A 25878-nucleotide genomic window follows, 5' to 3' on the forward strand; every position below is an offset into this window, starting at 1 on the left:
GAGCGCCGTCACCGGGCTCATGTCCTTCAGGTCTTTTGCTAAAGCTTCCCGGGACGGATCGCCACGTCATCGATCTGGAACGCGGGTCCGGCGGTGCTCGCGTTCCAGACAAAGGTCCAGTCGACGCGGGTCGTGCCTGCGGGCGCGGTGAACGTGCCGGCTGCTTCGGTCCAGGCGGTCTTCCGGGTCATGGAGATGGCGTCGGTACGCAGCACCGTGCCGGACTCGTCGCGCCACCGCACATTCCACGTGACGGCAGGCATGGTCGCCACGGCCTCCCGGTACCACAGCGACACCTGGTAGCTCGTACCGGCGACCACACCGCTGTATCCGGGGAAGTTGTCAAGCGCCACCGCGCTGCCAGACGCCTGGGCGCTGGTCATCTGCAGCGAGCCCGTGCCACCATGCGCGCCGCCGGTCTGGTGCGCCAGGCTGGCCCCGTACCACGGGGCGTAGGGCGCGACCGTCGAGCCGGACTCGAAGTCCTGCTCGGCGATCGCCGGCGGGACGGGCGTGCCGCCGTCGAACGTGCTGCCGGCGTCCTGGCCGTACTGGGGGCCGACCCACAGCCCGGGCACGATGCGATTGCCCATGTCGGTGACCCTGAACTGCCACGGTCCTGTGTAGGTGTTGTCGTGCCAGGAGTTGTGCGAGTCGTGGACGATCGACTGCTGGATCACGGCGCCCTTGTACGGGGACCAGTCCGGGTACGTACCCCAGTTGGACAGCAGGGCCATGTGCCCGCAGTACTGCGTCGGGCAGCCGCCGTTGACGGCGCTGGGGTCGAAGGCGAACGTGTTGTGGTGGATGTCGACGTTCTTCGTCCACCAGCGGCAGTTGGTGTAGAGCGGCTCACCGGCGATGGCAGGAGCCGAGCACTGTGAGGTGTTGGTCGGTCCGACGATCAGCGTGCAGTCGCCGGTCGTCGAGGCCGGGCTGTTGCAGAACCGGTCGGCGTTCGCCCATGCGGTGATCCCGCCCCAGTTGTTCTCGAGCCGGTTGCCGGTGATCTCGATCTTGCTGGTCCGCGCTTGCACGCGGGGCTCACCATCCGCCTCGGACAGGTAGATCGCCGCTTCGGGGAACGGGTCGCCCTTCGCTGCCCGCTCGGCGCCGGAGGCCCAGGCGTTGCGGCGGATGGTGTTGTTCCGGATCACGACGTTGTAGCTGATCTCGTAGAAGATCGCGAGCGACTCGTTGTCCTCGATGAGGTTGTCCTCGATGAGGAAGTCGTTGTTGTTGGTGTCCGCCCAGACCCCCGGCCCGTGGTTGCCGTGGACCCAGTTGCCGGTCACGTCGGCACCGTTCACCGCCCAGAACTTCATGCCACCGGTACATCCGCACCCAGGTTCCTGGTGCTCCCAGTCGTCGGTGTTGTTGCCGGTGAACTCGTTGTCCGCCACAACCAGGCCGGTGATGGTGTTGCCATCTTTGTACGCGTTCAGGCCGTACTGCCCGTTGTCCTTGAGGCAGTTGCCACGGATCTTGTTCGTGGCCCCGGCCATCAGCCCCGCGCCGGAGTTGTTGCGGATCGTGTTGTGCTCCACGACCCAGCCGTCGCCGGAGTCGTGGTTGACCACACCCTGATCGCGCGGCGCGACGAATCCGGTGATGGTCAGGTACCGGATCGTGACGCCGGTCGCCTGCTGAGTGAACGCGTACCGGTTCAGCCGCTGCCCGTCCAGTACCGCGCCGGGCGCGCCGATGAACGTCGCGCCGTTGCCGGGCATGATCTGGGCGTACTGGTCCGTGCCCAGCGTGTGTGTGCCGGTCTCGAAGTAGTACGTGGTGTTCGCCTGGCGTAAGTTCACGCCGCTGTTGTCGCCCGCAGGGACCACGACCGCGCCGGAGGGCGGTGTGGTCGGGCCGTTCAGCGACGAGCTGCCGCAGACCGCTGCCGTTGCCGTTGCCGTCGTCGTTGCCGTTGCCGTCGTCGTTGCCGTTGCCGTCGTCGAATCGGCTGCCGAATCGACCGCGTTGCCACTCGCCGGCGTCGCGCCGCCCATGACAACCGTGGCTAGGGCCACCAACGCCACTGGCCAGGTTCTTCGCATTCCTGTTCTCCTCCAGGTTTTGACAGCCTTGGCCGCACTCGACCGCCGGCCGTCGCCGCTGTAGACAGCGCTCGCGCCTACCCTCAAGATCAAACGCTGAGAGAGTACTGCAGGGCCGATGACGGCGTCCTGCCGATCAGGGACAGCGACAGACATCACTGTCCCTGTTTGAGCCCCGGGCGCGCCCTACCACTCCGACCTGCGGTGTCGAGTCATCAGCCGCGAGGTCGTCCGGGCACTGTCGTGATACAGGTGCGGCAGCACCGAGACGTAGGTGTCGGCGGTCAGCACGACGCCGTCATGCCTCAGCGTGCGCTGCACCACCTTGAGTCCCTCAGCCGCGAAGACGCCTCACCCCTGCAGACCTCCCAAGCCGAGCGCGCCGTTCCCGTTCAGGCCGACGATCCGGGTACGGGGCCAGAGCCGCGGGAGGCCAGGAAGGGTGCCGCCTGACCTGCGGAGTTGGCACCTCCGACCACGGTGACGGACTGCGACTCGCAATCGCGCGCGGCACTCGTGGCTCGCGCCTTTCTCCGGCCGGCATCCAGGGCGCCAATCGGCACACCATGAAGTTCGAGGGGTTCAAGCCGCCGCTGCTGTCGTCTCGACGCGCCGCGGCGGCACCGCATGACGGACGGTGATGGCGAACAGGAGGAGACCGGCGGCCGTCAGCACCAGGCCCGCCCATGCCGTCGAGAGGGTGCCGAGGCCCGCGCCGAGCGTGATCGAGCCACCGACGGCTCCCAGCGCGTTGGCCAGGTTGAGCGATGCGAGGTTGAGCGCCCCCATCAATGTGGGCGCCTCGGGGGCGTTCTTGGTGAGCAGCACCTGAATCGTCGGGATGGCGAGCATCATGGTCGCGCCGACTCCGAAAAGGGCAGGCATGAGCAGCCAGATCGTTTCGCCTGTCGCGGCGATCGCGATGAGGAACAGCAGGACGCTCCCGTAGCCCAGGACGAGACCCCGGTACGCATAGCGGTCAGCAAGGCGGCCACCGACCTGGTTACCCACCGCCATGCCGACGCCGAACACGGCGAGTGCCACGGGGATCAGCGATTCATCGGCCCGTGCCGCGTCCGTGACATAGGGACCGATGAAGGTGTAGACGGCGAAGATGCTGGAAATGCCGAGCGCGGCGACGACCATGATCACCCAGACCATCGGTCGGCGCAGGGCGCCCAGCTCTTGCGCGATGGGCCCGCCGTCGAGGTCGGAGGTGGCGGGCACCCAGAGGAGAATGGCCGCACCGGCGGCCAGGCCGATCACCGCGACCACGACGTACAGCGCCTGCCAGCCGGCCTGCTGCCCGACGAAGGTGCCGAGAGGCGAGCCGACGATCGTCGCGATGGTCAGGCCGGCCATGACGGTCGCGAACGCCTTTCCGCCCTTGCCCGGACCGTAGACGTAGGCGGCGACGACGGCGCCGGCACCGAAGTAGGCGCCCTGCACCGTGCCGGTGATGAACCGGGCCGCGATCAGCATGCCGACGTTCGCGGACAGCGCCGACAGCAGGTTCCCGACGATGAAGAGAAGGATGAGTGCCAGGAGTAACTGCTTGCGGTTCAGCCGGGCGGCCACGATCGTGATGACAGGGGACCCGATCATGACGCCGACCGCGTAGGCGGTCACGGCGTACGTCGCCTGCGGGATCGAGATGCCCATGTCCGCGGCGAAGAGCTGGATGATGCCGTTGCTGCCGAATTCACCCGTGCCGATGGCGAAGGTGCCGAGCGCGAGAGCGAGCAGAGTGAGCTTCGTGTTCCTGGTGGCGCAGTCCGGCGTGTGGCGCGCTTCCTCGGCTTCGCACTGCGCTCGATAGGCACTGTTGAGCACGGGGAGCCCTCCTTTCGGGCGAGTGTGGTGGTTCCGTGCGGCGATATGTCATAGGTCGGTCAGGCTCGGTGGCCCCTCGCGCGCGTCGTCATAGCGGATCAGCGCTGTTCCCGTGAAGTTACGCAGGATCACTTGATGAAGAGTGAACGATCACTGGATCCGTTCTCGAGCCGGTCCAAGGCGGATCACCGCCATCGACGTCTGAAACGTGGGTGCGAGCCGGCCTTCCCGAGCCCCCAGGACGCCGGCCCACACGGGCTTCGCCTCGTAGAGATCGGTCTACCAGCGGCCGCCCTTGTGGAGCTGGCCGCGGACCGCGCCATCGGGGAACTGGGAGGTGTGCAGGTTGGCGTACCAGTTCTTGGGCTTGTTCTTGATGTCCCTGAGCAGGCTGCTCTTGACGCGAACGGAGCCGGAAGCGGTGTTGCCGCGAATGCGGCCGTTGGACAGCAGGTCGATGACGACGGGGCTGTTCACGCCCGCCTTGCCCCGGTGGATGTGGAAGGCGGTCGGCCTGCCGGTGTTCCTCCACTGCACGAAGAAGTAGAAGCGGTCGCCGCTGATGCGGAACTTGGCGACGGCCACGCCGTTGGGGTCGTTGACCTTCTTGCCCCGTTCGGGCACCTCGTTCCGGCCGAGGAGCCCGGCGGCGAAGTAGTACTTGGGCGAACTGGTCGTCCGACTGTGCGCGGTCACCCTGGTGGTCTGGGACGCGGCGGCCGCGGGGGTGGCGATCATCGAGCCGGCGAACACCACGGCTACCGCCCCTGCCGCCGTCGCGCCCGCAAGCACGCGCATGGAAAGCGCGGGATTCCATTTTCCGTCCAGTTTCTGTCAAGTACGCCCGGGTGACATTGGACGCAAGATCCCCTCCGACGCGGCAAAGAACGGTTGCTCCGTGAACTCCGACTTCTTCGACGTGCCGGCGCGCTCCCACCTGCGCTTCGTCGGCACCCCGCTGGCAGGCCCCGAGGCCACGGCGGCTCTCGGCGGAGCCGGACCGGCGGGAGGACCGCCAGGCGCTCCTGGACGCCGTACGTCGGGACGGCTTCGCGACCGGCTATCGGGGACAGCGCATCGCCAAGTCCGGCCGCCGGTTCTGGATCGAGGACGTGACGATGTGGAACCTGGTGGACGGCGACGGCCTGCTCGTGGGCCAGGCGGCGGCCTTCCGACTCGGCCCGCTCAACGTGGCCGAGGTGGCCGAGATCGTTCGTGGCGGGACCGGCCAGTTGCCCGGTCCCGCCGCCGCGCGGCATCTACGCCCGCACCGCCGGCAACCCGTTCTTCGTCCGGGAGCTGTCCCGGCTGCTCGGTGGCATGGGCGTGCTCACCCATGACGCGGTGACCCGGACGGAGGCGCCGTCGACCGTGCGCGACGTGGTCCGCGACCGGATGGCCGGCCTCGACGACGGCGCCCGGGACCTGCGGGCCGACATCGAGGAGGGGTTCGGCCCGGTCGCCTCGCCCTACCGGGTGGCTGACCCGGTGGTGACCATCACGGCATTCACGAAGAGGGAGCCGCATGAGCTCTGAGGACGGCCTGCGCGCCACGTTCCGTCAATCGATCGTGGTGAACGTGATGGCCGCGGCGAAGTAGCACGGCTGGAGACGCGGGAGCGGATCACCTCACGTGATGCTCTGACCGCTTGAGCCGCCCTGGGAGACCGCGGCGAGGAAACCGCCGACGAACGCGTCGCCGAGCCCGATGGTCGTGGGCGCGGCGACGTCAAGCTCGAAACCGGGCAGGCAACGAACAACCCCGCCCATTCGGCGTTCCAGAGCCGCGGCGAACTCCACCGCCTCCGTTCGCCTCGGCCGGTTCTGCATGAGTTCGTACTGGTGGTTCGTGTACTCGTCGCCGTGGCAGTAGCGGGTGCTGGCGATCACGATGCCCTCGTTCAGTGGCTCCGCGTACTCGCCGGCTCTTTCGCCGAATGCCGCCGACCAGTACTTGGTGTGCACCACCAGGGTCTCCACGGGGATCAGGGCCTGCAGCGATTCGAGGGCACGTGCCACCTCCGTCACGGAAAGCAGGTTGACGGCGTAGCCCAGGTGCGACTGCATCTCGTCTTCGTTCAGCCCGTAAACGTCGATGACTTCCAGAAGCGCGTCGCGGACCCGTTGGCTGAGGCCCGGCTCGTGGAATCCGGCATCCTCGTAGTAGACGACCGCCTCGGCCGGAAGTTGTCGCATGTGGCTTCGCAGCGTGGAAAGACGCCGGTCGAGTGTTCGCCGGTCCCGTATCGCGTTGAATCCCGAGATCAGAAAGACCCGTGCGTCGCCGAGCAACGAGCCCAGCTCATCACTCAGCAGCATGGACTCGTTGTCCGGGTCGTTGACGTAGATCAGTCTGTTCGGAAACGGCGTGTCGATGTCGATGTCACCTGCCCGAACCCGCATGCCCTGGTCGTACTGCACGATCAGGTGGGGATAGAGCGTGTCCTGGTCGCCGCTGCAGATGTAGTCGCAGCTTGCCGGCAGCAGGCGGCGGACGATGTCGTTGAGGCTGACCAGGTGCAGGGTGGACGGTACGCCGAGCCGGCTCATCTCCATCGCCGCCCGAACGGAGGTCCCGCCCAGAGTCGTTCGTTTGGGGAACCGCCCGGCGAATGCGTCCAGGCATTCGGAGGAGGCGACGAAGTGCTCGCCTCCTCCGCCCTTTTTGAGGTAGGTGAGAATCGAGATGACCAGCTCACGCTCGTTGGTCACGGTGACCGACGAAGTCAGCTCGGCATCGCGGATCTGATACTCGCCGACCAGTTGCTCCAAGATCGACGAGGACAGCTTGAGTTCGTAGTCGACGCATCCCCCCAAGCCCAGGACCACACGGCTGGTCATGTCAGTAGAGAGATGCCTTGCCGGCCGCTTCGAAGAGGTCGATCTTCTGCCCGGCCACCACCTTCATCGCCTCGATGCACGGCGGCTGGATGGAGTTCGGCTCACGCAGGCCCTCATCGGCCAGGACCTCGCGCATCTTCAGGTGGTAGGCGGCCTTGATGTCACTGGAGATATTGATCTTGTTGATGCCGAGCTTGACCGACTCCGCGATCTCGTCGTCGGGATTGCCCGAGCCGCCGTGCAGCACCAGGGGGATCTTGACCCGGTCCTTGATCTCCTTCAGCAGGTCGAGCTTCAGCTCCGGCTTCAGGTTCTTCGGGTAGAGGCCGTGATAGGTGCCGATGGCCACGGCGAGGCTGTCCACCCCCGTCGCCTGCACGAAGGTCACGGCGTCCGCCGGGTCGGTGTAGATGATCGCGTCGCTGCCGTCTTCGGCCTCGCTGTCGGTCTTGCCGATCGTCCCCAGCTCCGCCTCGACCGACAGGCCGACCGCGTGCGCGGTCTCCGTGACCTTCTTGGAGATCGCGATGTTCTCCTCGAACGACTTCATCGAGGCATCGATCATCACCGAGGTGAAGCCGATCCGGATCGCGGTCAGCATCTCCTGATAGGTCGCGCCGTGGTCCCAGTGAATCGCGATCGGCACGGACGAGCGATGGGCCCGCTGGGTCATCGCGGCGATCACGTCCACTCCGATGTGCCGCACCTCGTCGGGGTGGATCCCGATGAAAAGCGGCGCGTTCTTCTCCTCGCTGATGTCCACGATGCCGTTGAACATGGCGTAGTCACTGATGTTGAAGGCGGGCACGGCGAAGTTTCTTTCATTCGCGACAGCCAAGAGCACCTTGCCGGTCGTCAGCATTGCTGTATTTCTCCTTCTGATCAATTGATTGTCACTCGGGACGGGGACGACGTTTCAGGACTTGACCGCGCCGGAGGTGAGGCCGCCGATGAATCGCCGCTGGAAGAGGAGGAACAACACGAGCACCGGGATGGACCCCAGGATGCTCATGGCCATCATCTGGTTCCACTCGTAGGAGTGCTGGCCCATCAGGAGCTGGATGCCGATGGGAACGGTTCGCATGTCGTCGGTACGCGTGAGCGTCAGCGCGAACAGGTATTCGTTCCACGAGATCATGAAGGTGTAGACGCCGACGGCGACCAGCCCGGGCACCGAAATGGGCACCAGGATCCGCCAGAGAGCCGTCCAGCTCGACGCCCCGTCCACCTTGACGGATTCATCCAGTTCTCGCGGCAGGGTGTTGAAGTACGCGGTCATCATGATAATCGCATAGGGCAAGGTGAACACCATATGCGTGAGGATGAGCCCCGGATAAGTATTGTACAGGCCGAGCGCCACCACGAGACCGAAATAGGGAATGACGAGTGTGATTGGCGGCACAGCCTGGACGGTGACGATCACGGCGTTGACGGATCGTTTCAGCGGGAAGTTGTAGCGGCTGAATCCATACGCCGCGAGAATCGCCACGAACAATGTCAGCACGGTCACCGACAGCGCGACGATGTAACTGTTGATGAAAAACCTCAACTGGGTCGCGTCGGCCAGGATCACTTTGTAGGCGTCGAACGAGAAGTTCTCGGTGATCAGCCGCGGCGGAACCTGGAAGACTTCGCCGTTGGTCTTGAACGACGTCGACAGCATCCACACGACCGGAAGGCCGGCGAAGGCCGCGCCGACGCACAGGCCTGCGAGCACGGCGATCTTCGCGCCGAGGCGCCGCCTTTTGCGGGTGAGCACGGTGATCACCTCTCCTTTTGCAGGCGAACGTAGAAGAAGGCCAGAACCATCGTGAGCAGCAGGACTATGACGGCGGCGGCGGACGCGGTGGCGAACTCGTAACTGCTGAAGGCCTGCTTGTAGGTGTACGTGCTGAGCATCTCGGTGGCATTCAGCGGGCCACCACCGGTGGTCATCCAGATGAGGGCGAACTGCTGGGAGGTCCAGATGAGATCGAGCACGGCCATGCTGAGGAGCACCGGTTTCAGCTGTGGCAGCGTCACGTTGCGAAACTGGCGGAAAGTGCTTGCGCCGTCGACGGAGGCCGCCTCGTACAGAACGGGCGAGATTCCCTGCAACCCGGCGAGGATGCTGATCATGAAGAAGGGGAAGCCGGCCCAGATGTTGATGAATGTCAACGCCCAGAGCGCCGTGTTCGGCTCGGAGAGCCAGCTCACTTCCTCGCGCATCACGCCGATCGTGGTCAGGATGTAGTTGACCACCCCGGACGGGTCCAGCATGAGCCGCCAGATGACCGCGATCACGGCGACCGTGAACAGCCAGGGCAGGATGTAGACGATGCGGAAGATGGCTTTCGTCACTCCGCCCAGCAACGGGGTGTTGAGCATCGTCGCGAAGGCCAGTCCCAGGCCGAGGTGAGCGACGGTGCTCACGGTGATGAAGATGAACGTGTTCTTCAGCGCTGCCAGGAAGTCGGGATCGGTGAGCACCGTGGCGTAGTTGGCGAGCCCGGCGAAGACCGGATTCTGCTCGACGATCACGTTGTCCTTGAACGAGTAGCTGACCACCATCGCGATGGGGATGATCATCAGTACAAAGATCAATATCAGCGTCGGCGAGAGATAGCCGTACGGGACGACACCCTGCACGGGGAAAGGCCGCGTCCTTCTCCGTCGGCCCGCAGAGGATTCCGATGCCGATTTTGCGGCTCCCGGGGAGGCCGCCGGATCGAGTTTCGCGGTTTCCATCGATGTCTCCTTGGTTCGGGGGCCGCGCCGCACGGTCGGCGCGGCCCACGAAGTACGGAAGGTCAGAGCACCGGTGCCCAGGCCTGTTGCGCCTTGTTGAGGGCGTCGTCGACACTTTGCTTGCCGGTGAGCGCGAGCTGCAGCTGCTCATCGAAGCTGCGCATGAGGTCTTCGGACTTCGGCAGCCCCACGAACTCGTTGGCGGGATAGCCCGCCTTGTAGATGTCGAAGGCCGTCTTGAACAGCGGGTCGCTCGTGCTGAAGTCAGGCTCGGCCGTCTTGTTGCCGGGGAAGCCGTTCGCCAGCGTGCTCAGCTGCGCATTCGCCTTCTTGTCCATCAAGAACTGGACCAGTTTGAACGCCTCGGCCTTGTGCTCCGAGGACTCGGCGACGCCGATGCCCCAGGACGCGTACGGGATGCCGCGCTTGCCGGTGTAGGCGTCCTCGGCCGGGATCGGCACGACCGTGAAGTCCAGCTTCGGATTGTTCTTCTTGATCAGCCCGATGTGCGCCAAGGAATCGATCACCATGCCGACCTGACCGGTGGAGAACTTCTCCACCTTGTCCTGCTCTTTCATGGTCAGCGCTCCGGGCGCGATGACGCCCGCGTCGTTCAGGCTCTTGACGTACTCCACGGTGCTCTTGACGCCGGGGCCGGTCAGGTCGGGCTTCCCGTCCTTGGTGAGCATGCTGCCGCCCGATGCCCACAGCCATGACATCACGTCGTTCTGGACGCCGTTGGGAACGGCGGTGTCGAGCGGCAGGGCCCAGCCCTTCACGTTGCCGCCGAGCGCGCTGACCTTCTTGGCCGCCTCCAAGAACTCCGTGCGCGTGCTCGGAGGCGTCTTGACCCCCGCCTTCGCGAGCAGATCATTGTTGACGAACAGAGGGTAGACGAAGTTGACCACGGGGATCATGTAGGTCTTCCCCTTGATCTGGATCTGGCTCGCGAGCTGGCTCGAGTCGTACTTCGCGGTCGTCATGAGCGCGGACAGGTCGGCGATGGCGCCCTGCTTGGCGAAGTCGCTCACCCATGCGCCGTCGAGGCCGACGACGTCAGGCAGCGTCCTCGACGCCGCTCCGGCCACCAGCTGCTGCTTCGTGGACGCGTACGGGCCGCTCAACAGCTTGACCTTGATGTTCGGGTTCTGCGCCGTGAATTCCGACATAAGCTTGTCGAACGATCCCGCCGGCAGCTCCGGCGCCCACCACTGCGCAAACTCCAGAGTGACGGTCCCGTCGCCGCTCGATCCCGCGCTCGCTCCCGAGCCGGAACCACACCCCACGGCCGTGGCGCCGATCATCGCCACCGCCATCACCCCGAGTAGTCGCCTCGTCCGGCCCTGCAACCGGGTGCTGCCTCCGGTCATCGCGACCTCCTTGCTGTACAGGTGTTACCGGTCTTTGCCGGTTTCCGCCACATTAACAACGCGTGTCGCTACCCCACAAGACCTAGTAACGCAAAAACCCGCTAGGAACCGCACAGTCCGGCATTCATGCGGAAGAGTCGTGCCGGATCACGGGACTTCCAGCGCCGGAATCCTCGGAGTAGGCGGCATCTCGCCTGAAAGAGGCAGCGTTGTGCGGTAGTCTGCAGTTCTAGGCCTGTATCACCCCTCTGTTGCGTTGATCAGTAACGCAACTACCGCAGAGATGGGAGGGTCAGTGACCCTTGACGAAGACGACCGGCAGCGTCGTCTACCTGCAGGACGTAAGGCCCAGCTGGCGGCATACGTCGCGGAGGCCGGGCAGGTCACGGTCAGCGCACTCGCAGAGCGCTTCGGCGTCTCCATCGACACGATCCGGCGGGACCTGGACCAGCTCAGCGCCGACGGTGTCCTGGTCCGCACCTATGGCGGAGCGGTCAGTCAGGCCACTCTATCTCGGGTCGACCGGGCCGTGGACGTGCGGCTCAAGATGGAAGAACGCGAGAAGGAGAAGATCGCGGTACTTGCCGCGTCGCTGGTCGAAGATGGGTCGATCATCATGATCAACGGCGGTACGACCACTCTCGCCGTGGCCCGGAACCTGCGCAACCATCGGGACCTGACCGTGGTGACGAACAGCCTGCTCGTACCCCCGGCGCTGCCACCCTCAGCCGTCCGCGACGTGTACGTCTTCGGCGGCGCGGTCCGCACTCTCACGCTGGCCACCATCGGCCCCGTCAGCTTCCGGGCGTCCGACGGAAGCGAGCTGGACATCAGCTGCGACCTGGCGTTGATCGGGGTCGGCGCCGTTTCGGCGGCCGGATACACGACGAGCAACCTCGCCGAGGCGGCGATGATGCGAGAGATGATCTCGCGGGCGGCGCGCGTGGCGATCCTGGCCGACTCGTCCAAGTTCGATCGCCGGCTCTTCGCCCAGGTGTCCGAGCTCGGGGGCGCCGACTTCCTCGTCACGGACTCCACGCCGCCGCCTGACCTTTTGGACGCGCTGACGGAGAACGGGGTAGAGCTGATCACGCCGGAAACCCACGAAGGCGCCCCCGAAGCCGGTCAAGATCCCCAGTAGATCGGGCGACGAGCAGGTGGCGGCCTGTCCGGGTGCCGATTCGCGTCATGGCCCCTCGAGAACGCCGGTCGACGGTCCCGGCGCCCATTACCGGTGCATGGGCCGGTAATGGGCGCCGACTGCCGAGCGGAGCCATGAGCGGATGGCCGCATGGATCAGGCGATCTCGATGTGGTCCAGCTCCGCCCAGCGCGCCTGGTACTGGAAGCGCAGGGTGTTCCATCCGGCGTTCAGCGTGAGCTGGGCAGGCACCTGCGTCCAGTTGTCCCAGCCGCGGTCGGGATAGCTCAGCGTGAACCGCGTGCCCCCGTTCACCGTCACCAGGTGCTGCGCGTCGCCGTACCCGGCGGCATAGGCCACGTACGCGGTGTAGGCCCCGGCGACCGGCGCGAACACCTGGACGTCGACCCAGCTGTCCGCATAGTCGATCTTTGCCACGACGGCCCCCTGTGACGCCCCGGCCGCGCCGGTCCGCACCTCGGCATGGTTGAGCGTGCCGCGCTCGGCCTCGTACCGCACCCGGCTGCCGCGTACGACCGGGTAGTCGTTGGCCCAGCCCAGCTCCGCGGTGTACATGTGGCGCGCGTTGCCCACCCAGCCGTGGAAGAAGACGCGGCTCCCGAGCACGTCGGTCCCGCCGGGGCCCTGAACGGCGCCGTCGAAGGTGGCCGTCGTCATCAGCGGCCGGTACGCCTTGGTGTAGGGCCCGGCGAGAGCCGGGGAAACGGCGTAGCCGGTGAAATAGCTGTTTCCGGCGTAGGAGCCGGCCGAGTAGAAGAGCACGTACTGGGAGGGCCGCTTGACGAGCACGGGAGCCTCGATCACCCCGGCTTCCTCGGAACGGTCGTTGCGGATGAGCTCGGTGCGGCCGCCGACGAAGGTGACGCCGTCCGCGCCGACCTGCTGCAGCCACAGAACGGTGGGCCGGCCGACGGCGTTGCCGTCGTTCTTGTAGACCAGGTACCGCTTGCCGTCGGTGTCGACGAAGCTCGACGGGTCGATGTCGCCGCCCTCGGCCGCGTTGCAGACGAGCGGTGAGCCGCTGGTCGGCTGGAAGGGGCCGAGGGGGTTCGCCGAGGTCGCGGCGCCGATGCACATGCGCCCGGTTGCGGTGCTGGGGCCGGTGAAGTACATCAGGTAGCGGCCGTCGGGAAGCTGGGAGACGTCGGGTGCCCAGAACCCGCCGTTTCCCGCCCAGGACGGTTTGGCGGGCAGCGCGTCCCCGCGCACGGTCCACGGGCCGGTGGCCGACGAGGCGCTGGCCACCTGGATGCGCCCGGCCGAGCTGCTGGTGGAGTAGGCGTAGAAGGTGGAGCCGGCCTGGATGACGTCCGGATCGGGGAAGTCGGCGCGAATCACTGCCGTCGGGGCCACGGCGGCCGCCGCCGGCTCCGCACCGGCCGCGGGTAGGCAGACCGCGGTCGCGGTGAACACGAGGAAGAGCCGGCCGAGCAGCCGCATGGGGACCTCCGATCATCCGTACTCACGGGTATAGGCCATTCCGGAGCCGCGGAGAAGAGATTTTTGGCATTCAGCCGGGGAGCCTGGCCTGGGCGGCGGTGGAGACCACCGTGTCCTTCTGGGCCGAGGTCATCAGGCCGGCCGTCACCCACTCCTCCGCGGTGCGGGTCACGGTGGACACGAACGCTCCCTGGCTCGCGAAGGGCGCGTTCTTCCAGACCGCGTCGAGGAACGTCACCGAATCCGCCCGCTCGCGGTTGGGCACGCCGGAGTCGATCCTGCCGAAGACGACGGTCGGCTCGACGCGCCGGAAGTAGGCGTGGTAGCGGTCGGTGTTGTTGATGTAGAGGGGGACGAGCGGCAGGCCGTTCGCCGTGAAGCTCATCGGCCCGGTGGACGTGACGGCGCGCGCGAGGTCCCCGGACAGGGTGAAGTCCCGGTAGAAGGAGAATTGGCGGTAGGTGGTCTGGTTGCTCTTGGCGACCATCGGCACCGGCCCGTAGGCGATGCTCTGGATGGTCGGGATGTCCAGCGCCTTCTCGATCCGCAGCGAGAACGGCATCATGATCCTCACCGTGTCGCCGCTCCGCCACTGCCGGTCGAGCGTGACGTACTCGCCGGGCTTGGCGTCGAGCTGCTGGTCGGTCGCGTTGACCAGCACCGTGAAGCCCTTTTCCACCCAGTACGGCACCCGCAGCTTCACCACCAGCCGGCCGTTGCCCGCAACCGTCAGCGTCGTCACCCCCGCGGGGTCGGCCGGATAGTTCGTGACCTGCCTGATCACGAAGCCCTTCTCCGCCCAGTTGAGCTCCGAGGCCATGTAGAGATTCACGTAGAGCGTCGAATCGTCGGCGGACCGGAAGTAGATCGAGTCCTGGAACTTGGTGTGGCTCTCCAGTCCGGTGCCGCCGCAGCAGGTGCCGAGGTTGCCGTAACTGCGCGCCGAACCCGCCCGCATCGGGATGAAGTAGGTCAGTAGCGGATTGGTGGTGCTGTCGGTGTTGCGGCGGGAGGCGAGGATCTGGCCGTAGAGTGCCCGTTCGTAATACTGCATGTATTTCGGGTCGGCGGTGTGGAAGAACAGGGCCCGGCTCAGCTTGAGCATGTTGTAGTTGCAGCAGGTCTCGGCGTTGTTGGCGCCCAGGGTGCCGACGATGACGTCGCGTGCGCCGAAGAGCTCGCCGTTGTCGGACGGACCGGCCAGGCCGCCGTCGGTGAACGTGCGGTGCGGGACGACCATGTCCCAGAAGTTCGCGGCCGCGTCGAAGTAGCGGCGTTCCTGGTTCTGGTCGAAGACGGACAGGTATCCGATGAACTGGGGGATGTGCTGGTTGGCGTGTTTCCGGTTGAGCGTGTCCTGCTTGTCGACGGTGGCCGCGAGGAGGGCGGTGTTGTCGAAGCACTTGGCCGTCGCGAGATACTCCGCCTTGCCGCTGAGGGCGTAGAGGTCGGCCATCACGATGTTCATGCCGTTGTACTCGCCGGCGATGTAGATGCCCCACATCCGGTCGAGCTGGGCTCGCGGAAGGTTGCCCAGCCTGCTGTGGACCCAGTCGCCCATCTTGAGCACGATCTCGAGCGCCTGCTCGTTGCCGGCGTACTGGTAGGCGTCGAGCAGCCCTCTCATGATCATGTGGCAGGTGTAGTACGGCGCCCAGATCGTGGGATAGGTCGCGTACTGCTCCAGCTGGATGAACTGCGTCTCGGGATAGGCGGCCAGGAAGCCGGGGTGGCTCGGCCCGCCGGGTTGCCCGACCTTCGCGGCCAGCGCGTTCTGGCACTCGCCCAGCGCGGTGACCATGTAGTCGACCTTGTTCTTGTAGAAGGCGTCGCCGGAGCCCGCGTAGGCCAGAGCGAGGGCGCTGAGGAAGTGCCCGCTGTAGTGACCGCGCAGATTACCGGTCGCGTCGTCCCAGCCGCCGGGCGGCTGCGCGCCCAGCGTGTCCAGACCGGCGTTGGCCCGGAAATTGGCCAGCATCCGGTCGGCCGAATAGGACCGCAGGAAGGTCAGGATCCGATCCCGGTTGGCGGTGAACAGGCTCGCGCCCAGCGTGACCGGGCTGTTCGCGAACGGCTTCACGATCCAGCTGCCGGGCACCGGGGGGTCGTTCTGCCGCAGCGGGGCCACCATGCGGGCCGCGGCCCGGGCCGTTCCGGTGGACGTCGCCAACGCGAGCGCGGACGGGGTGGCGACCGCTAACACCGCCAGTCGAAGGGCCTCGCGCCTGGGCACCATTTCTGACATCGCACTGTCCTCTTCGTCGCTCGGGATCCGATGGGAGGGCATGTGGGCCGCGGAATGGTAGCGCTAACATTTACGCTTCTGGAGCTGGTCCGCGTAGTCGATGGGGACTGTTACGTCGGCTCAGGTCGAAGGCGTCGCGCTTCTTTCCAGGCCCACATTTCGGGAGTGTTAACGACCTCATCGGGCTCGTCAAGAGACCGCGAGCGACATTGCGCCTGCCGAAAGCGGTGGCGGAGATCAGCGGCTGGAGCGCTCGAACGACGCGGCGCCGAGGCTGCGTACCGCGGCCGCCAGCGCCTCCACCCCTTCGGCGATCCGGCCTTCGGTCAGGTCGCCGTAGCCGAGGATCAGTCCCTGGCGTCCCGGTCCGGCCAGCCGGTACGGCCCGACGCCGGCGACGCGTACGCCGTGATCGGCGGCGGCCGCCACCACGTCCTCCTCCCCCATGCCGTCCGGGAGCCAGACCACGAGGTGCAGCCCGGCCGCCACCCCGGTGGGTTCGAAGCCGGGAAGAGACTCGGCGAGCCGGGTGAGCAGGACGTCGCGGCGGCGCCGGTAGAGGGGGCGCATCCGGCGCAGGTGGCGGTCGAGTTCGCCACCTACGAGGAAGTCGGCGAAGGCGAGCTGTTCGATGGCCGGTGAGCCGCGATCGGCCAGCAGCTTGGCCTCGGCGATCGCGCCGGACAGGTGCGCCGGCACCACGAGCCAGCCCAGGCGACGAGATCGGCGTCCGCGCGCTCCAGAGCGGACGGTTCGATGCCCTCGCCGGTCACCGGCAGGGGGACGACGTCGAGCCCGTGCAGGCCCGCGAGCAGCCGGATGTCGTCGGTCGACGGGTCCTCCACGGCGATCCGGCGCGCGCCGCGGCCGGCGAGCACGCCGATGATCAGCGCGGCCGCCTGCCCGTATCCGCTGGTGATGAGCACCTGCGAGGGATCGGCGGAAGTGCCGCGGACGCGGTTGAGGTAGTCGGCGACAGCTGTTCGCAGCTCGGGCAGGCCGTACCCGTCGAGGTAGTTGAGCCGGCTGTGCGGCGCGCTGGTCAGCACCCGCCTGAGCGAGCGCAGCCAGGCCTCGCGGGGGAAGCTGGCCGGGTCGATGCGACCGTACCCGAAGTCGATGTACGGGCCGGCGCTCCGCGGCGGCGGGGTCGCGGCGGCGGCCCGCCCGCGTACGGCGGCCACCCGCGTGTACGAGCCGGGGGTGCTGGTGAGGTAGCCCTCGGCGAGGAGCTGGTTGTAGGCCTCGACCACGACGCCGCGGGAGACGCCGATCTCGGTGGCGAGCCGGCGCGAGGAGGGTAGCGAGGCGCCGTGGCGCAGACGGCCCGTGCGGATGCCGTCGCGCAGGACCGCCTCGATCTGCCGGTGCAGCGGCGTGGCGCCGGTCCGGTCGAGCTCCACCAGCAGATCGTGCGCCAGGGTCGAGTTCACCGTGCTCACCCGTCGCAGCGTAGCGAGGCTCAACCTGCGGCGAAGGCGCCGACGGAAGCCGCGCACAACAGCAGCCCGGCGGCGTGCGCCAGGCTGGTCCGCTCCCGCAGCACCAGGGCGGCCAGGGCGACCGTGAAGGCGGGGTAGAGGGAAGTGATCACGGCCGAGACGGCGAGTGTCGCCTCGCGGGTGGACAAGGTGTACAGCACGGTCGAACACACGCCCAGGACGCCCGGCCAGACCGCCGCCCACGGCACCCGCGCCGCCCCGGCGGGCCGGCCGACGCCAACGGTCCGGCCGATTTCGACGGTCCTATCGGCTTCGGCGGTCCGGCCGGCTTCGGTGGTTCGGGCTGCGCCCCGGCGGCCGGCCAGCACGAAGGCGGCCAGGACGGCGACGGCGGACAGCTGGCTCGCGGCCACCGGCCACAGGCCCGCGGTGTCCCCGGCCCGGTCGAGGCAGACGAACAGGGCGGCGAACCCGAGCCCGGCCAGCAGCCCTTCAACGACCCCACCGCCGCCGCGCCGGCCCGGCTGCGCGGCGACCAGCCAGATCCCGGGGATGGCCAGGCCGACGCCGACAACCGAGAGCGAGGTGAACTCACCGCCGGACAGCAGGTCGACCGGGATGGACAGACCGGCCGCGCCGACGGCCGACAGCGGCCCGGCCACGTTCATCCGCCCCCGGGACAGCCCGCGGTAGAGAGCCAGCGTGCCGACCGCCCCGCCGAGCCCGGCGCCGATCCCCCATCCGATCGCCCCGCCGGTCCCCCATTCGATCGTGCCCATAGCGGGGCGGACGCTGACAGCAAGCGCGGCGGCCAGCCCGCCGATCGCGGCGGCGGACTGCCCGACAAGCCCGACCAGCGCGTAGTGGCTGCGGCGCGACAGCAGCCCGCCGAGAAAGTCCGAGGCGCCGTACAGGGCGGCGGCGGCCAGGGCGAGCAGGATCGCCGTCGGCATCAGTGCTCACCACCCGACGTGGTGGCGCCGTTCCAGGAGATCAGCCGCTGCCCAGCCAGGCTCAAGGGCGACTCCACACCGACGCCGTAGCCGACCGGCGGCGGGCTGATGTCCACGAGGGTCCGTCCCACGATCTCTTCCTCTCTCAGGGGCATCGCGTGCGTTGACCATGCTGCTGGCGGATTGGACGGAGTGAAAGGGCCGATTCCGGTCCCTGAGGGAGGTCCGATTTCGCCCCTGCCGGGGCGCCTGCGCCCGCGAAGCGTGTATTCGCCTGCCGCCCGGGCAGTGGAAGAACTCGTTCCTGGATAACGGAAAACCGTGTGCGTTCGTACGCACAGGAGGAGATGAATATGTCCCGGAAGGAAAAGGCCAAGGGCAAGGCCGAGGAGATCAAGGGCATGGCCAAGGAGCGTGTCGGCGATCTCACCGACAACGAGTCTCTGCAGGCCAGAGGCAAGGCAGAGAAGGCCAAGGCCAATCTGCGGCAGGCAAAGGAGAAGGCTAAGGACGCCTTCAAGAAATAGCGTTCGGCAACGGCGGCGGAAGCCCTTCTGGAATGGGCTTCCGCCGCCGTCCGCCGTCCGGCGACGGGTGAGCGGACCAGTTCAGCGTCCTCTGCGCACGTAGGCGCGGAGCGACAGCGGGACGAAGATCACCAGCAGCGCGGCCGACCAGAGCAGGACGGCGGTCACGGGATGCGCGAGTGGCCAGGCCACGTTTCCGGACGGGGCGCCCGGGTTGCCGAACAGCTCTCGTGAGGCGGCGGTGAGCGCGCTCACCGGGTTCCAGTCGGACAGGAAGCGCAGCCAGCCCGGCATGCCGCCGGTCGGGACGAACGCGTTCGACAGCATCGTGAACGGCAGGCCCAGCGGCACCATCGCGTCGGCGACCTGGTCGTTCTTCACCGCCAGGCCCACATAGACGCCCACCCAGCTCAGCGCGTACCGCAGCACGATCATCAGCAGGAACGCCTGGGCCGTGGGGATCAGGCCGCGGTGCGGCTGCCAGCCCACCAGCAGGCCCGTGCCCACCATGATGGCCAGCATCAGCAGGCCGGTCAGCAGGTCGGCGCCGGTCTGCCCGAACGGCACCGCCAAGCGCGCCATCGGCATGGAGCGGAACCGGTCCATCACACCGCGGGAGGCGTCGCCGGCCATCCGCGTCATGACCCCCAACCACGCGGAGAAGGTCACCATCGCGAACAGGCCGGGCATGAGGTACTCGCGGTAGTCGCCGCCGTCCGGCACCTGGATCGCGCTGCCGAAGACGTACCCGAACAGCACCACCATGATGACCGGGAAGACCAGCGCGGCGATGATCTGTCCGGGTTCTTGCCGCAGCCGTCCCAGCTCGCGGCCGACCAGGGTCAGCCCGTCGAGGAAGGTCCAGCGCAGGCGACCGAGTGGTGAGGTGAGGGCGGTCATCGGACGGACTCCTTGCGGTCGGTGAGGCGCAGGAACACCTCGTCGAGGGTGGGACGGCGCAGGCTCACGTCGGCGGCGGCGACTCCGGCGCGGTCGAGTTCGCGCACGATGCCGGCGAGCCGGAGGCCGCCGACGGGCAGGGCGACGCTGAGCCGATCGGCGCCCGTCGTCGTGGGATCGGTGCCGGTGAGGGTGTTCAGGACGGTCATCGCCGCGGGCATCGCGACGGGGTCTTCGAGGGTGACGTCGAGGCGGTCGCCGATCGTGGCCTTCAGCTCGTCGGGTGTGCCCGTGGCGATCACCTGTCCGTGGTCGACGACGGCGATGTCGTCGGCCAGCTGGTCGGCCTCGTCCAGGTACTGCGTGGTGAGCAGCACCGTGGTGCCGTCCGCCACCAGCTCGCGGACGTTGTCCCAGATCTCGCCGCGGCTGCGCGGGTCCAGGCCGGTGGTCGGCTCGTCCAGGAAGAGCACCTCGGGGCGCAGGATGAGGCTGGTGATCAGGTCGAGGCGGCGCCGCATGCCGCCGGAGTAGCCGGCGACCTGCCGATCGGCGGCGTCCATCAGACCGAAGCGTTCGAGCAGCTCGTCGGCCCGCCGGTGCGCCTCGCGCCGGGACAGGTGGGACAGGCGCCCGAACATGCGCAGGTTGCCACGGCCGGTGAGTTTCTCGTCCACGGCGGCGTACTGGCCCGCGAGCCCGATCCTGGCGCGCACCTTGCCGGCCTCGCGGACGACGTCGTATCCGGCGATGCGGGCGTGCCCGGCATCGGGATCGGACAAGGTCGCCAGGATGCGCACCGCGGTCGTCTTCCCCGCGCCGTTCGGCCCCAGCACGCCGCAGACCGTTCCTCTCGGGACGCTCAGGTTCAAACCCCGCAGGGCATGGGCGTCGCCGAAGGACTTGTGCAGCCCTTCGGCGACCACGATCGGATCAGGCATGACCCCTCCACTGGGTACGTTGTACGCGGTTACGGCGGTCACGCTAAACCACTGGGTACTATGTACGCAACAAGGAGGTCGAACGGTGACCGACGCCGAGTACGTGAGCATCTGGATGCGGCCCGAGCGCCCCGCCCGCGGGCCGAAACCGGTCTACAGCCGCGCGCAGATCACCGAGGCGGCCGTCCGGATCGCCGACGCCGAAGGGCTGGAGGCCGCCACCATGCGGCGGATCGCCGCCGAGATCGGCGCCGGCGCGATGTCCCTCTACCGGTACGTCCCGAGCCGCGACGACCTGGTCGAGCTCATGGCCGACCAGGTGATGGGCGAGATCGACGTCATGGGCATGCCCTCGGGCGACTGGCGCGCCGACCTGACCCGCTACGCCGACGGGCTGCGGGCCATGTGGCTGAGGCACCCGTGGATCTCCACCGTGCAGCGGTCACTCCCCAGCTTCGGCCCCAACCAGCTGCTCTTGATCGAACGGCTGATGGGAGTGCTCGACGCCTTCGTCTCCATCGACGAGAACCTCGGCCTCATCGCCATGCTGAACGGCTACATCGAGGGCACCGTCCGCGAGGAGATCAGCTCGGCCAGGGAATTCCGCCGCAGCGGGCTCAGCGAGTCGGAATGGATGGCGCGGAGCTACCCGTACATCGACCGGCTGGTGAAGAGCGGGGAGTACCCGATCTTCACCAAGATCGTGATGGAGGCGCGCCAGCCGCACCTGAGCCGCGACGACCAGCTCCGGTACGGGCTCCAGCGCGTCCTCGACTGCATCGCCGCGGCCCTCCCGCCAACGGCCGGGTCTCCGACGCCGGCGCACCAAGCGGACGGGCCAGGGCAGGCCGGTAGCCGACCATCCGAGAGGGAATAGACGCACAAGCCACGCGTGATCACCCGGCGCGGACGAGCTGGACGGGAGCGACGGCTCCGAGGGCGAGCAGGCGGTCGACCTCGTCCGGATCGACGGAAAGGCCGCGAATGGCGATGCGGGCCGATATGTACGTGCGTACATTGGATGTGTACGCTTGTACGTATGATGTCCGACTTCGATGACCGCTCGATGCGCGAACGGATGCTCGCCGGCGATCTCTACATCGCCGACGACCCCGAGCTGGCCGAGCACAACCTGCGAGCCATGGACCTGATGGACGCGTACAACGCGACGTCGGCCCGCGATCCGCGGGAGCGGCGCCGGCTGCTCACCGAGCTGCTGGGCGCGATCGGCGAGGGCACGGAGATCCGGCCGCCGCTGCGGGTCGACTACGGCAGCCACCTCCGCATCGGCGCCCGGTCGTTCGCCAACTTCGGCCTCGTCGCCCTGGACGTCGCGCCGATCGTCATCGGCGACGACGTGCAGATCGGCTCCTACGTGCAGCTCATGACGCCGACGCACCCGCTCGACCCGGAGCTCCGCCGCGCGAAGTGGGAGGCCGCCGAGCCGATCACCATCGGCGACAACGTGTGGCTGGGCAGCGGGGCGATCGTCCTGGGCGGCGTCACGATCGGGGAGAACACCGTGGTCGGCGCCGGCGCGGTGGTCACCCGGGATCTCCCGGCGAACGTCGTCGCGGTGGGCAATCCCGCCCGCGTGATCCGCACGATCGAGCCGGCCACGCCGTGAGCGGCCCCGCCACCCCGCGGCGGCCTCGCCGGCACGACCCCGGGCGGCGGGACCGGCTGATCGACGCGGCGCTCACCGTCATCGCCGAGCGCGGCGTCGCCGGGACGACGCACCGGGAGATCGCCCGCGCCGCGGACGTGCCGCTGGGCTCGATGACCTACCACTTCACGTCACTGGACGAGGTGCTCGCCGAGGCGTTCACCCGGCACGCCGACTCGGTGGCCCGCGTCTTCGACGAGCGCCTGAGCGCCGCAAGGGACCGCGACGCGGCGGCCGAGGCCGTCATCACGCTGGTCTCGGACGACCTGCTCGGCTCGCGGCACGACCTCGTCCTCACCGTGGAGCTGTACGTGGCCGCGGCGCGCAACCCGGCCCTGCGGGTCGTCACCCAGGCCTGGATGGCGCGCAGCCGCCGGGCGCTGGAGCGCCACTTCGACGCCACCACCGCCCGCGAGCTCGACGCGCTCATCGAAGGGCTCGTGCTGCACAGCGCCCTGTCGACCGACCCGATGACGCCCGAGCAGATCCGCCACGCCATCCACCGGTACCTGCGCTGATCCCCTCCGCCGCGCCTACGCGCCGCGCCTACGCGATCGGAACGCCGATGTCCGCTGCCCCTCCCACCACGCCCACCCGCCAGGCCCGCCTGGCCCGCGCCGCCGTCGCCGCGCTGTTCCTCACGAACGGCGCCGTGTTCTTCAACATCGTCCCGCGATACCCGCAGATCAAGGCCGAGCTCGGCCTGAGCAACGCCGTCTTCGGCACTGCCTTGGCCGCGCACCCGATCGGCGCGCTGCTGGCCGGGCTGCTCGCCGGAGCCGCCATCCGCCGCTTCCGCTCCGCGCGCGTGGCGTCGCTGGGGATCGTGGTGACCACTGTCGCGACGCTGTTCATCCCCCTGGTGCCGAACTGGGTCGCGTTCGGCGGCGTGCTGTTCGTCGTGGGCGCTCTCGACGCGATCGTCGACGTCGCGCAGAACGCCCACGGCCTGCGGGTGCAACGTCTGTACGGCCGGTCCATCGTCAACTCGCTGCACGGCGTGTGGAGCATCGGCGCGGTCCTGGGCGGCCTGATGGGCTCGGCCGCCGCCGGCCTCGACATGCCCCTCGCGGTCCACCTGGGCATCTCCGCGACGCTGTTCAGCGTGACCGCCCTCGTCGCCTACCGGTTCCTGCTCCCCGGCCCGGAGGACGCCGAACGCTCTGCCGAGGCCCAGGACGGCCACCCGGCCCGTGCCGAGACCCAGGACGGCCGGCCGGCCCGCCGTGCCGGCCGGCGCTCGTTCACCGGCGCCGCCGTACGGATGCTTGCCGCGCTCGGCGTGCTGGCCGCGTGCGGCACCCTCATCGAGGACGCCGGCGCGTCCTGGGGCGCCCTCTACCTCAGCGGCGACCTGCGCACCGACGCCGCCACCGCCGGTCTGGCCGTCGTGGCCCTCCAGGTCGCCATGACCGTCGGCCGCCTCACCGGCGACCGCGTCGTGGACCGCTTCGGGCAGCGTACGGTCGTGCGTTCCGGAGGGGCGCTGGCCGCGGTCGGCATGGGCGCCGCCCTGGCCATGCCGTCGGTTCCGACCGCGCTGGCCGGCTTCGCCCTCGCCGGGCTCGGCGTCGCCACCCTCGTCCCGGCCGCCATGCACACCGCCGACGAACTGCCCGGCCTGCCCGCCGGCGCCGGACTGACCATCGTCAGCTGGCTGCTGCGCGGAGGGTTCCTGCTGTCGCCTCCCCTCGTCGGGTTCGTCGCCGACCTCACCAGCCTGCGCGTCGGCCTGCTCTCCGTCGTCCTGGCCGGCGCCGTCACGTTCGTCCTGGCCCGCGTCCTGGTGAACCGCACCCCCGCCTGAACCGCCGCGCCCGCCGCCGTTGACACGTCTCCGAAAGGAGATCTACGATCTCATCGAATCGATTCGCTAACATCCCGAAACACACCTTGTTATACCTGCACCCCAGCATGCCGAATCGATTCCCTTCGTGGCCCTCCCCCCATCCCTCGAAGGAGCCACCCAAGATGAAGACCACCCCACGCCGCGCATTGGCCGCGATGCTCATCGCCGTCACCCTCCAGGCCGTCCCGGCGCCGGCGCAGGCCGCGGACGAATCCATCAGCGTCGACTTCTCCGTGGCCGGCGGCGCACCGGCCTACCGCGCGTCCGGCTGGATCTACGGCATGACGGAGAACGCGTCAGGACCGGCGGACCACTTCTTCCGCGACGTGAAGTTCCGGTACATGCGGGCCGGCGGCGCGCAACTCGGCTCGCCGGGCGGCTGGGTCTCGGGCGCCTACGACCGCAGGTGGAACGCGACGCTGGCCCAGGCCCGCCGGACGATCGCGCTCGGCGGCCAGTTCATCATCCTCCCCCACGACCTGTGGGGAGCCGACGGGTATCCGATCTCGCGCTTCCCCGGCGACAACGGCGACTGGTCCGACTACGACGCCTTCCTCACCCGCCTGATCAACGACGTGCGGGCCGCCGGGATCACCGTGCAGTGGGACATCTGGAACGAGCCCAACCTCTCCCTGTTCTGGAACCGCCCGCAGGCCCAGTACTTCGAGCTGTGGCGCCGCAGCTACCAGCGCATCCGCGCCGCGTTCCCCGGCCACCTGATCGTCGGCCCCAGCTGCGCCTGCGTGCCCTCCACCACGCACCCCTTCTGGAACGCCTACCTCGACTTCGTCCGCGCCAACAACGTCGTCCCCGACATCGTCAGCTGGCACTCCCTCCCCGGCGACCCGGTGGCCAACGTGGCGGCCGCCAACGCCACGCTCGACGCGCGCGGCATCCCGCATCCGCGGCCGTACCAGATCAACGAGTACGCCGCGTCCAACGAGCAGAACCCGGGAGACGGCGCGTGGTACATCGCCCGGCTGGAGCGGGCGGGCGCCGACGGGCTGCGCGCGAACTGGGCCAGTGCCGGCAACCTGCACAACGATCTGGCGAGCTTGCTCATTCGCAACAGCGCGGGGCAGCACCTGCCCAAGGGCGAGTGGTGGGTCTACCGCTTCTACGGCTCCCAGACCGGCCAGATCGTCTCGGTGACCCCGAGCACGTCCTACGACGCCTTCGCCACCAGGACGGCCGGCGCGGCCAAGATCCTCGTGGGCGGCGGCGGGACGACCGGCAACGTCGCCGTCGGTCTCCGGCGGCTCGACGCCACCAGCGGCATCGTGCAGAACAACCAGGTCCGCGCGGTCGTCCAGCGCATCCCGTTCAACGGCGGCGGCGCGGTCCAGGGGCCGATCACCGTGCAGAACACGGTCCTGACGCTGTCCGGCAACGCCGCCACGCTGAACCTGCCGCACACCAACGCCGACGACACGTTCACCATCACCCTGCTGCCGCCGTCGGACGGCGGCTTCCAGTCCGTCGCCGTCGCGCAACACTCCCAGCAGTGCCTGGACAACACCGACCTCGGCACGGCCGACGGCAACGTGCAGCAGCAGTTCTACTGCGAGGGCGGCGACCAGCAGCTGTGGAACTTCCGGCCGGTCGCCGGCGTGGCGAACACCTACACGCTGGTCAACCAGCAGAGCGGGAAGTGCCTCGACGTGAACGCTTCCTCCACGGCCGACGGCGCGCCGGTGCGCCAGTGGACGTGCGCCGGCGGAGCCCAGAACCAGCAGTTCACCTTGCGCAGGGTCACCTACGCGGGCAACGATCCCCGGGACCACCAGCTCGTCGCCCGCCACAGCGGCAAGTGCGTCGACGTCAGCACCATCTCGACCGCGCCCAGGGCTCCCGTCCACCAGTGGACCTGCAACCCGGCCGGCCAGGCCAGTCCGCTCAACCAGACCTGGCGGCTCTGGGGCCGCTGAG

Annotated in this window: 26 protein-coding genes and 1 pseudogene; 10 read left to right on the plus strand and 17 right to left on the minus strand. The window is 68.3% G+C overall.

What is annotated here, in order from left to right:
• Positions 1-38 precede the first annotated feature (38 nt).
• Positions 39-1811, minus strand: coding sequence for a right-handed parallel beta-helix repeat-containing protein (locus AB0J87_RS55835; protein WP_363982499.1), 1773 nt, complete (start codon positions 1809-1811; stop codon positions 39-41).
• Here AB0J87_RS55835 and AB0J87_RS55840 point away from each other — a divergent pair.
• Positions 1789-2118 carry a hypothetical protein gene (locus AB0J87_RS55840; RefSeq protein ID WP_363982502.1) on the plus strand — a complete coding sequence of 110 codons (330 nt, stop codon included), beginning with the start codon at positions 1789-1791 and terminating at the stop codon, positions 2116-2118. The genes AB0J87_RS55835 and AB0J87_RS55840 overlap by 23 nt on opposite strands.
• A gap of 122 nt (positions 2119-2240) precedes the next feature.
• Here the strand turns inward: AB0J87_RS55840 and AB0J87_RS55845 are convergent, their stop codons facing one another.
• The 3 genes from AB0J87_RS55845 to AB0J87_RS55855 form a co-directional block, all read right to left on the minus strand.
• Entirely contained in the window at positions 2241-2375 is a 135-nt protein-coding gene (locus AB0J87_RS55845) for a hypothetical protein (RefSeq protein ID WP_363982505.1), read from the minus strand.
• Positions 2376-2636: 261 nt separating this feature from the next.
• Positions 2637-3887 carry an MFS transporter gene (locus AB0J87_RS55850; RefSeq protein ID WP_363982508.1) on the minus strand — a complete coding sequence of 417 codons (1251 nt, stop codon included), beginning with the start codon at positions 3885-3887 and terminating at the stop codon, positions 2637-2639.
• A gap of 279 nt (positions 3888-4166) precedes the next feature.
• Complete coding sequence (locus tag AB0J87_RS55855) at positions 4167-4685, minus strand: CHRD domain-containing protein (RefSeq protein WP_363982511.1); 519 nt, start codon at positions 4683-4685, stop codon at positions 4167-4169.
• A gap of 188 nt (positions 4686-4873) precedes the next feature.
• On the opposite strand from AB0J87_RS55855, the pseudogene AB0J87_RS55860 reads away from it, so the two are divergent.
• Together AB0J87_RS55860 and AB0J87_RS55865 are read left to right on the plus strand one after the other, a co-directional pair.
• Positions 4874-5050: pseudogene (locus AB0J87_RS55860) on the plus strand (MEKHLA domain-containing protein); the annotation flags it as partial.
• Positions 5051-5102: 52 nt separating this feature from the next.
• Positions 5103-5423, plus strand: coding sequence for a hypothetical protein (locus AB0J87_RS55865; RefSeq protein WP_363982514.1), 321 nt, complete (start codon positions 5103-5105; stop codon positions 5421-5423).
• A 93-nt stretch (positions 5424-5516) separates the two neighbouring features.
• Here the strand turns inward: AB0J87_RS55865 and AB0J87_RS55870 are convergent, their stop codons facing one another.
• The 5 genes from AB0J87_RS55870 to AB0J87_RS55890 form a co-directional block, all read right to left on the minus strand.
• A complete protein-coding gene (locus tag AB0J87_RS55870; RefSeq protein WP_363982517.1) occupies positions 5517-6728 on the minus strand; it encodes an ADP-dependent glucokinase/phosphofructokinase in 1212 nt (403 codons plus the stop codon).
• A 1-nt stretch (position 6729) separates the two neighbouring features.
• Positions 6730-7590, minus strand: a complete 861-nt coding sequence (locus AB0J87_RS55875) for a ketose-bisphosphate aldolase (protein ID WP_363982520.1) — start codon at positions 7588-7590, stop codon at positions 6730-6732.
• Positions 7591-7644: 54 nt separating this feature from the next.
• Positions 7645-8496, minus strand: a complete 852-nt coding sequence (locus AB0J87_RS55880; protein WP_350732893.1) for a carbohydrate ABC transporter permease — start codon at positions 8494-8496, stop codon at positions 7645-7647.
• Complete coding sequence (locus AB0J87_RS55885; protein ID WP_363982524.1) at positions 8493-9455, minus strand: sugar ABC transporter permease; 963 nt, start codon at positions 9453-9455, stop codon at positions 8493-8495. Before AB0J87_RS55885 ends, AB0J87_RS55880 begins: the two co-directional genes overlap by 4 nt.
• 62 nt (positions 9456-9517) lie before the next feature.
• Entirely contained in the window at positions 9518-10825 is a 1308-nt protein-coding gene (locus AB0J87_RS55890; protein ID WP_363982527.1) for a sugar ABC transporter substrate-binding protein, read from the minus strand.
• 295 nt (positions 10826-11120) lie between these two features.
• Here AB0J87_RS55890 and AB0J87_RS55895 point away from each other — a divergent pair, with 295 nt between their 5' ends.
• Positions 11121-11966: a DeoR/GlpR family DNA-binding transcription regulator gene (locus AB0J87_RS55895; protein ID WP_363982530.1), complete on the plus strand. Its 846-nt coding sequence runs from the start codon at positions 11121-11123 to the stop codon at positions 11964-11966.
• A gap of 155 nt (positions 11967-12121) precedes the next feature.
• Here AB0J87_RS55895 and AB0J87_RS55900 read toward each other — a convergent pair whose 3' ends face one another.
• From AB0J87_RS55900 to AB0J87_RS55925, 6 genes are all read right to left on the minus strand, one after another.
• Positions 12122-13426, minus strand: coding sequence for a family 43 glycosylhydrolase (locus AB0J87_RS55900; protein ID WP_363982533.1), 1305 nt, complete (start codon positions 13424-13426; stop codon positions 12122-12124).
• A 70-nt stretch (positions 13427-13496) separates the two neighbouring features.
• The gene (locus tag AB0J87_RS55905; RefSeq protein ID WP_363982536.1) at positions 13497-15671 is read right to left on the minus strand and encodes a beta-L-arabinofuranosidase domain-containing protein; all 2175 of its coding nucleotides are present in this window, start codon (positions 15669-15671) and stop codon (positions 13497-13499) included.
• Between the two features lie 237 nt (positions 15672-15908).
• On the minus strand, positions 15909-16370 hold the full coding sequence (locus AB0J87_RS55910) for a hypothetical protein (RefSeq protein WP_363982539.1): 462 nt from the start codon (positions 16368-16370) through the stop codon (positions 15909-15911).
• Positions 16271-17113 carry a PLP-dependent aminotransferase family protein gene (locus AB0J87_RS55915; RefSeq protein ID WP_363982542.1) on the minus strand — a complete coding sequence of 281 codons (843 nt, stop codon included), beginning with the start codon at positions 17111-17113 and terminating at the stop codon, positions 16271-16273. The genes AB0J87_RS55910 and AB0J87_RS55915 overlap by 100 nt, the downstream gene beginning before the upstream one ends.
• A gap of 20 nt (positions 17114-17133) precedes the next feature.
• Positions 17134-18066: an EamA family transporter gene (locus tag AB0J87_RS55920; protein WP_363982545.1), complete on the minus strand. Its 933-nt coding sequence runs from the start codon at positions 18064-18066 to the stop codon at positions 17134-17136.
• The gene (locus tag AB0J87_RS55925) at positions 18066-18197 is read right to left on the minus strand and encodes a hypothetical protein (RefSeq protein ID WP_363982548.1); all 132 of its coding nucleotides are present in this window, start codon (positions 18195-18197) and stop codon (positions 18066-18068) included. Before AB0J87_RS55925 ends, AB0J87_RS55920 begins: the two co-directional genes overlap by 1 nt.
• A gap of 222 nt (positions 18198-18419) precedes the next feature.
• Here AB0J87_RS55925 and AB0J87_RS55930 point away from each other — a divergent pair, with 222 nt between their 5' ends.
• Positions 18420-18593, plus strand: coding sequence for a CsbD family protein (locus AB0J87_RS55930; protein WP_363982551.1), 174 nt, complete (start codon positions 18420-18422; stop codon positions 18591-18593).
• A gap of 81 nt (positions 18594-18674) precedes the next feature.
• Here AB0J87_RS55930 and AB0J87_RS55935 read toward each other — a convergent pair whose 3' ends face one another.
• Both AB0J87_RS55935 and AB0J87_RS55940 read right to left on the minus strand, forming a co-directional pair.
• Positions 18675-19493, minus strand: a complete 819-nt coding sequence (locus tag AB0J87_RS55935) for an ABC transporter permease (RefSeq protein WP_363982554.1) — start codon at positions 19491-19493, stop codon at positions 18675-18677.
• Positions 19490-20434 (minus strand): ATP-binding cassette domain-containing protein, encoded by a 945-nt coding sequence (locus AB0J87_RS55940; protein WP_363982557.1) that lies wholly within the window; start codon positions 20432-20434, stop codon positions 19490-19492. The genes AB0J87_RS55935 and AB0J87_RS55940 overlap by 4 nt, the downstream gene beginning before the upstream one ends.
• An 85-nt stretch (positions 20435-20519) precedes the next feature.
• Between AB0J87_RS55940 and AB0J87_RS55945 the strand changes: the two genes are divergently transcribed.
• The 5 genes from AB0J87_RS55945 to AB0J87_RS55965 all read left to right on the plus strand — a co-directional run bounded on the left by AB0J87_RS55945 (position 20520) and on the right by AB0J87_RS55965 (position 25877).
• On the plus strand, positions 20520-21311 hold the full coding sequence (locus AB0J87_RS55945) for a TetR/AcrR family transcriptional regulator (RefSeq protein WP_363982560.1): 792 nt from the start codon (positions 20520-20522) through the stop codon (positions 21309-21311).
• 165 nt (positions 21312-21476) lie between these two features.
• Entirely contained in the window at positions 21477-22061 is a 585-nt protein-coding gene (locus AB0J87_RS55950) for a sugar O-acetyltransferase (RefSeq protein ID WP_363982866.1), read from the plus strand.
• Positions 22058-22618, plus strand: coding sequence for a TetR family transcriptional regulator (locus AB0J87_RS55955; RefSeq protein WP_355208685.1), 561 nt, complete (start codon positions 22058-22060; stop codon positions 22616-22618). The genes AB0J87_RS55950 and AB0J87_RS55955 overlap by 4 nt, the downstream gene beginning before the upstream one ends.
• Before the next feature lie 47 nt (positions 22619-22665).
• Positions 22666-23907 carry an MFS transporter gene (locus AB0J87_RS55960; protein ID WP_363982564.1) on the plus strand — a complete coding sequence of 414 codons (1242 nt, stop codon included), beginning with the start codon at positions 22666-22668 and terminating at the stop codon, positions 23905-23907.
• A 164-nt stretch (positions 23908-24071) separates the two neighbouring features.
• Positions 24072-25877, plus strand: coding sequence for an RICIN domain-containing protein (locus AB0J87_RS55965; RefSeq protein WP_363982567.1), 1806 nt, complete (start codon positions 24072-24074; stop codon positions 25875-25877).
• Position 25878: the final 1 nt, after the last annotated feature.

This window comes from Nonomuraea sp. NPDC049625 (assembly GCF_040675285.1).
GTDB classification, from domain to species: domain Bacteria; phylum Actinomycetota; class Actinomycetes; order Streptosporangiales; family Streptosporangiaceae; genus Nonomuraea; species Nonomuraea angiospora_A.

Excerpts from the sequence above, each read along its gene's own strand:
- AB0J87_RS55855 (WP_363982511.1), bottom strand. The coding sequence starts at position 4,685 with ATGCGCGTGCTTGCGGGCGCGACGGCGGCAGGGGCGGTAGCCGTGGTG.
- AB0J87_RS55870 (WP_363982517.1), bottom strand. The coding sequence starts at position 6,728 with ATGACCAGCCGTGTGGTCCTGGGCTTGGGGGGATGCGTCGACTACGAA.
- AB0J87_RS55875 (WP_363982520.1), bottom strand. The coding sequence starts at position 7,590 with ATGCTGACGACCGGCAAGGTGCTCTTGGCTGTCGCGAATGAAAGAAAC.
- AB0J87_RS55885 (WP_363982524.1), bottom strand. The coding sequence starts at position 9,455 with ATGGAAACCGCGAAACTCGATCCGGCGGCCTCCCCGGGAGCCGCAAAA.
- AB0J87_RS55890 (WP_363982527.1), bottom strand. The coding sequence starts at position 10,825 with ATGACCGGAGGCAGCACCCGGTTGCAGGGCCGGACGAGGCGACTACTC.
- AB0J87_RS55900 (WP_363982533.1), bottom strand. The coding sequence starts at position 13,426 with ATGCGGCTGCTCGGCCGGCTCTTCCTCGTGTTCACCGCGACCGCGGTC.
- AB0J87_RS55905 (WP_363982536.1), bottom strand. The coding sequence starts at position 15,671 with ATGTCAGAAATGGTGCCCAGGCGCGAGGCCCTTCGACTGGCGGTGTTA.
- AB0J87_RS55920 (WP_363982545.1), bottom strand. The coding sequence starts at position 18,066 with ATGCCGACGGCGATCCTGCTCGCCCTGGCCGCCGCCGCCCTGTACGGC.
- AB0J87_RS55930 (WP_363982551.1), top strand. The coding sequence starts at position 18,420 with ATGTCCCGGAAGGAAAAGGCCAAGGGCAAGGCCGAGGAGATCAAGGGC.
- AB0J87_RS55935 (WP_363982554.1), bottom strand. The coding sequence starts at position 19,493 with ATGACCGCCCTCACCTCACCACTCGGTCGCCTGCGCTGGACCTTCCTC.
- AB0J87_RS55940 (WP_363982557.1), bottom strand. The coding sequence starts at position 20,434 with ATGCCTGATCCGATCGTGGTCGCCGAAGGGCTGCACAAGTCCTTCGGC.
- AB0J87_RS55950 (WP_363982866.1), top strand. The coding sequence starts at position 21,477 with ATGTCCGACTTCGATGACCGCTCGATGCGCGAACGGATGCTCGCCGGC.
- AB0J87_RS55960 (WP_363982564.1), top strand. The coding sequence starts at position 22,666 with ATGTCCGCTGCCCCTCCCACCACGCCCACCCGCCAGGCCCGCCTGGCC.
- AB0J87_RS55965 (WP_363982567.1), top strand. The coding sequence starts at position 24,072 with ATGAAGACCACCCCACGCCGCGCATTGGCCGCGATGCTCATCGCCGTC.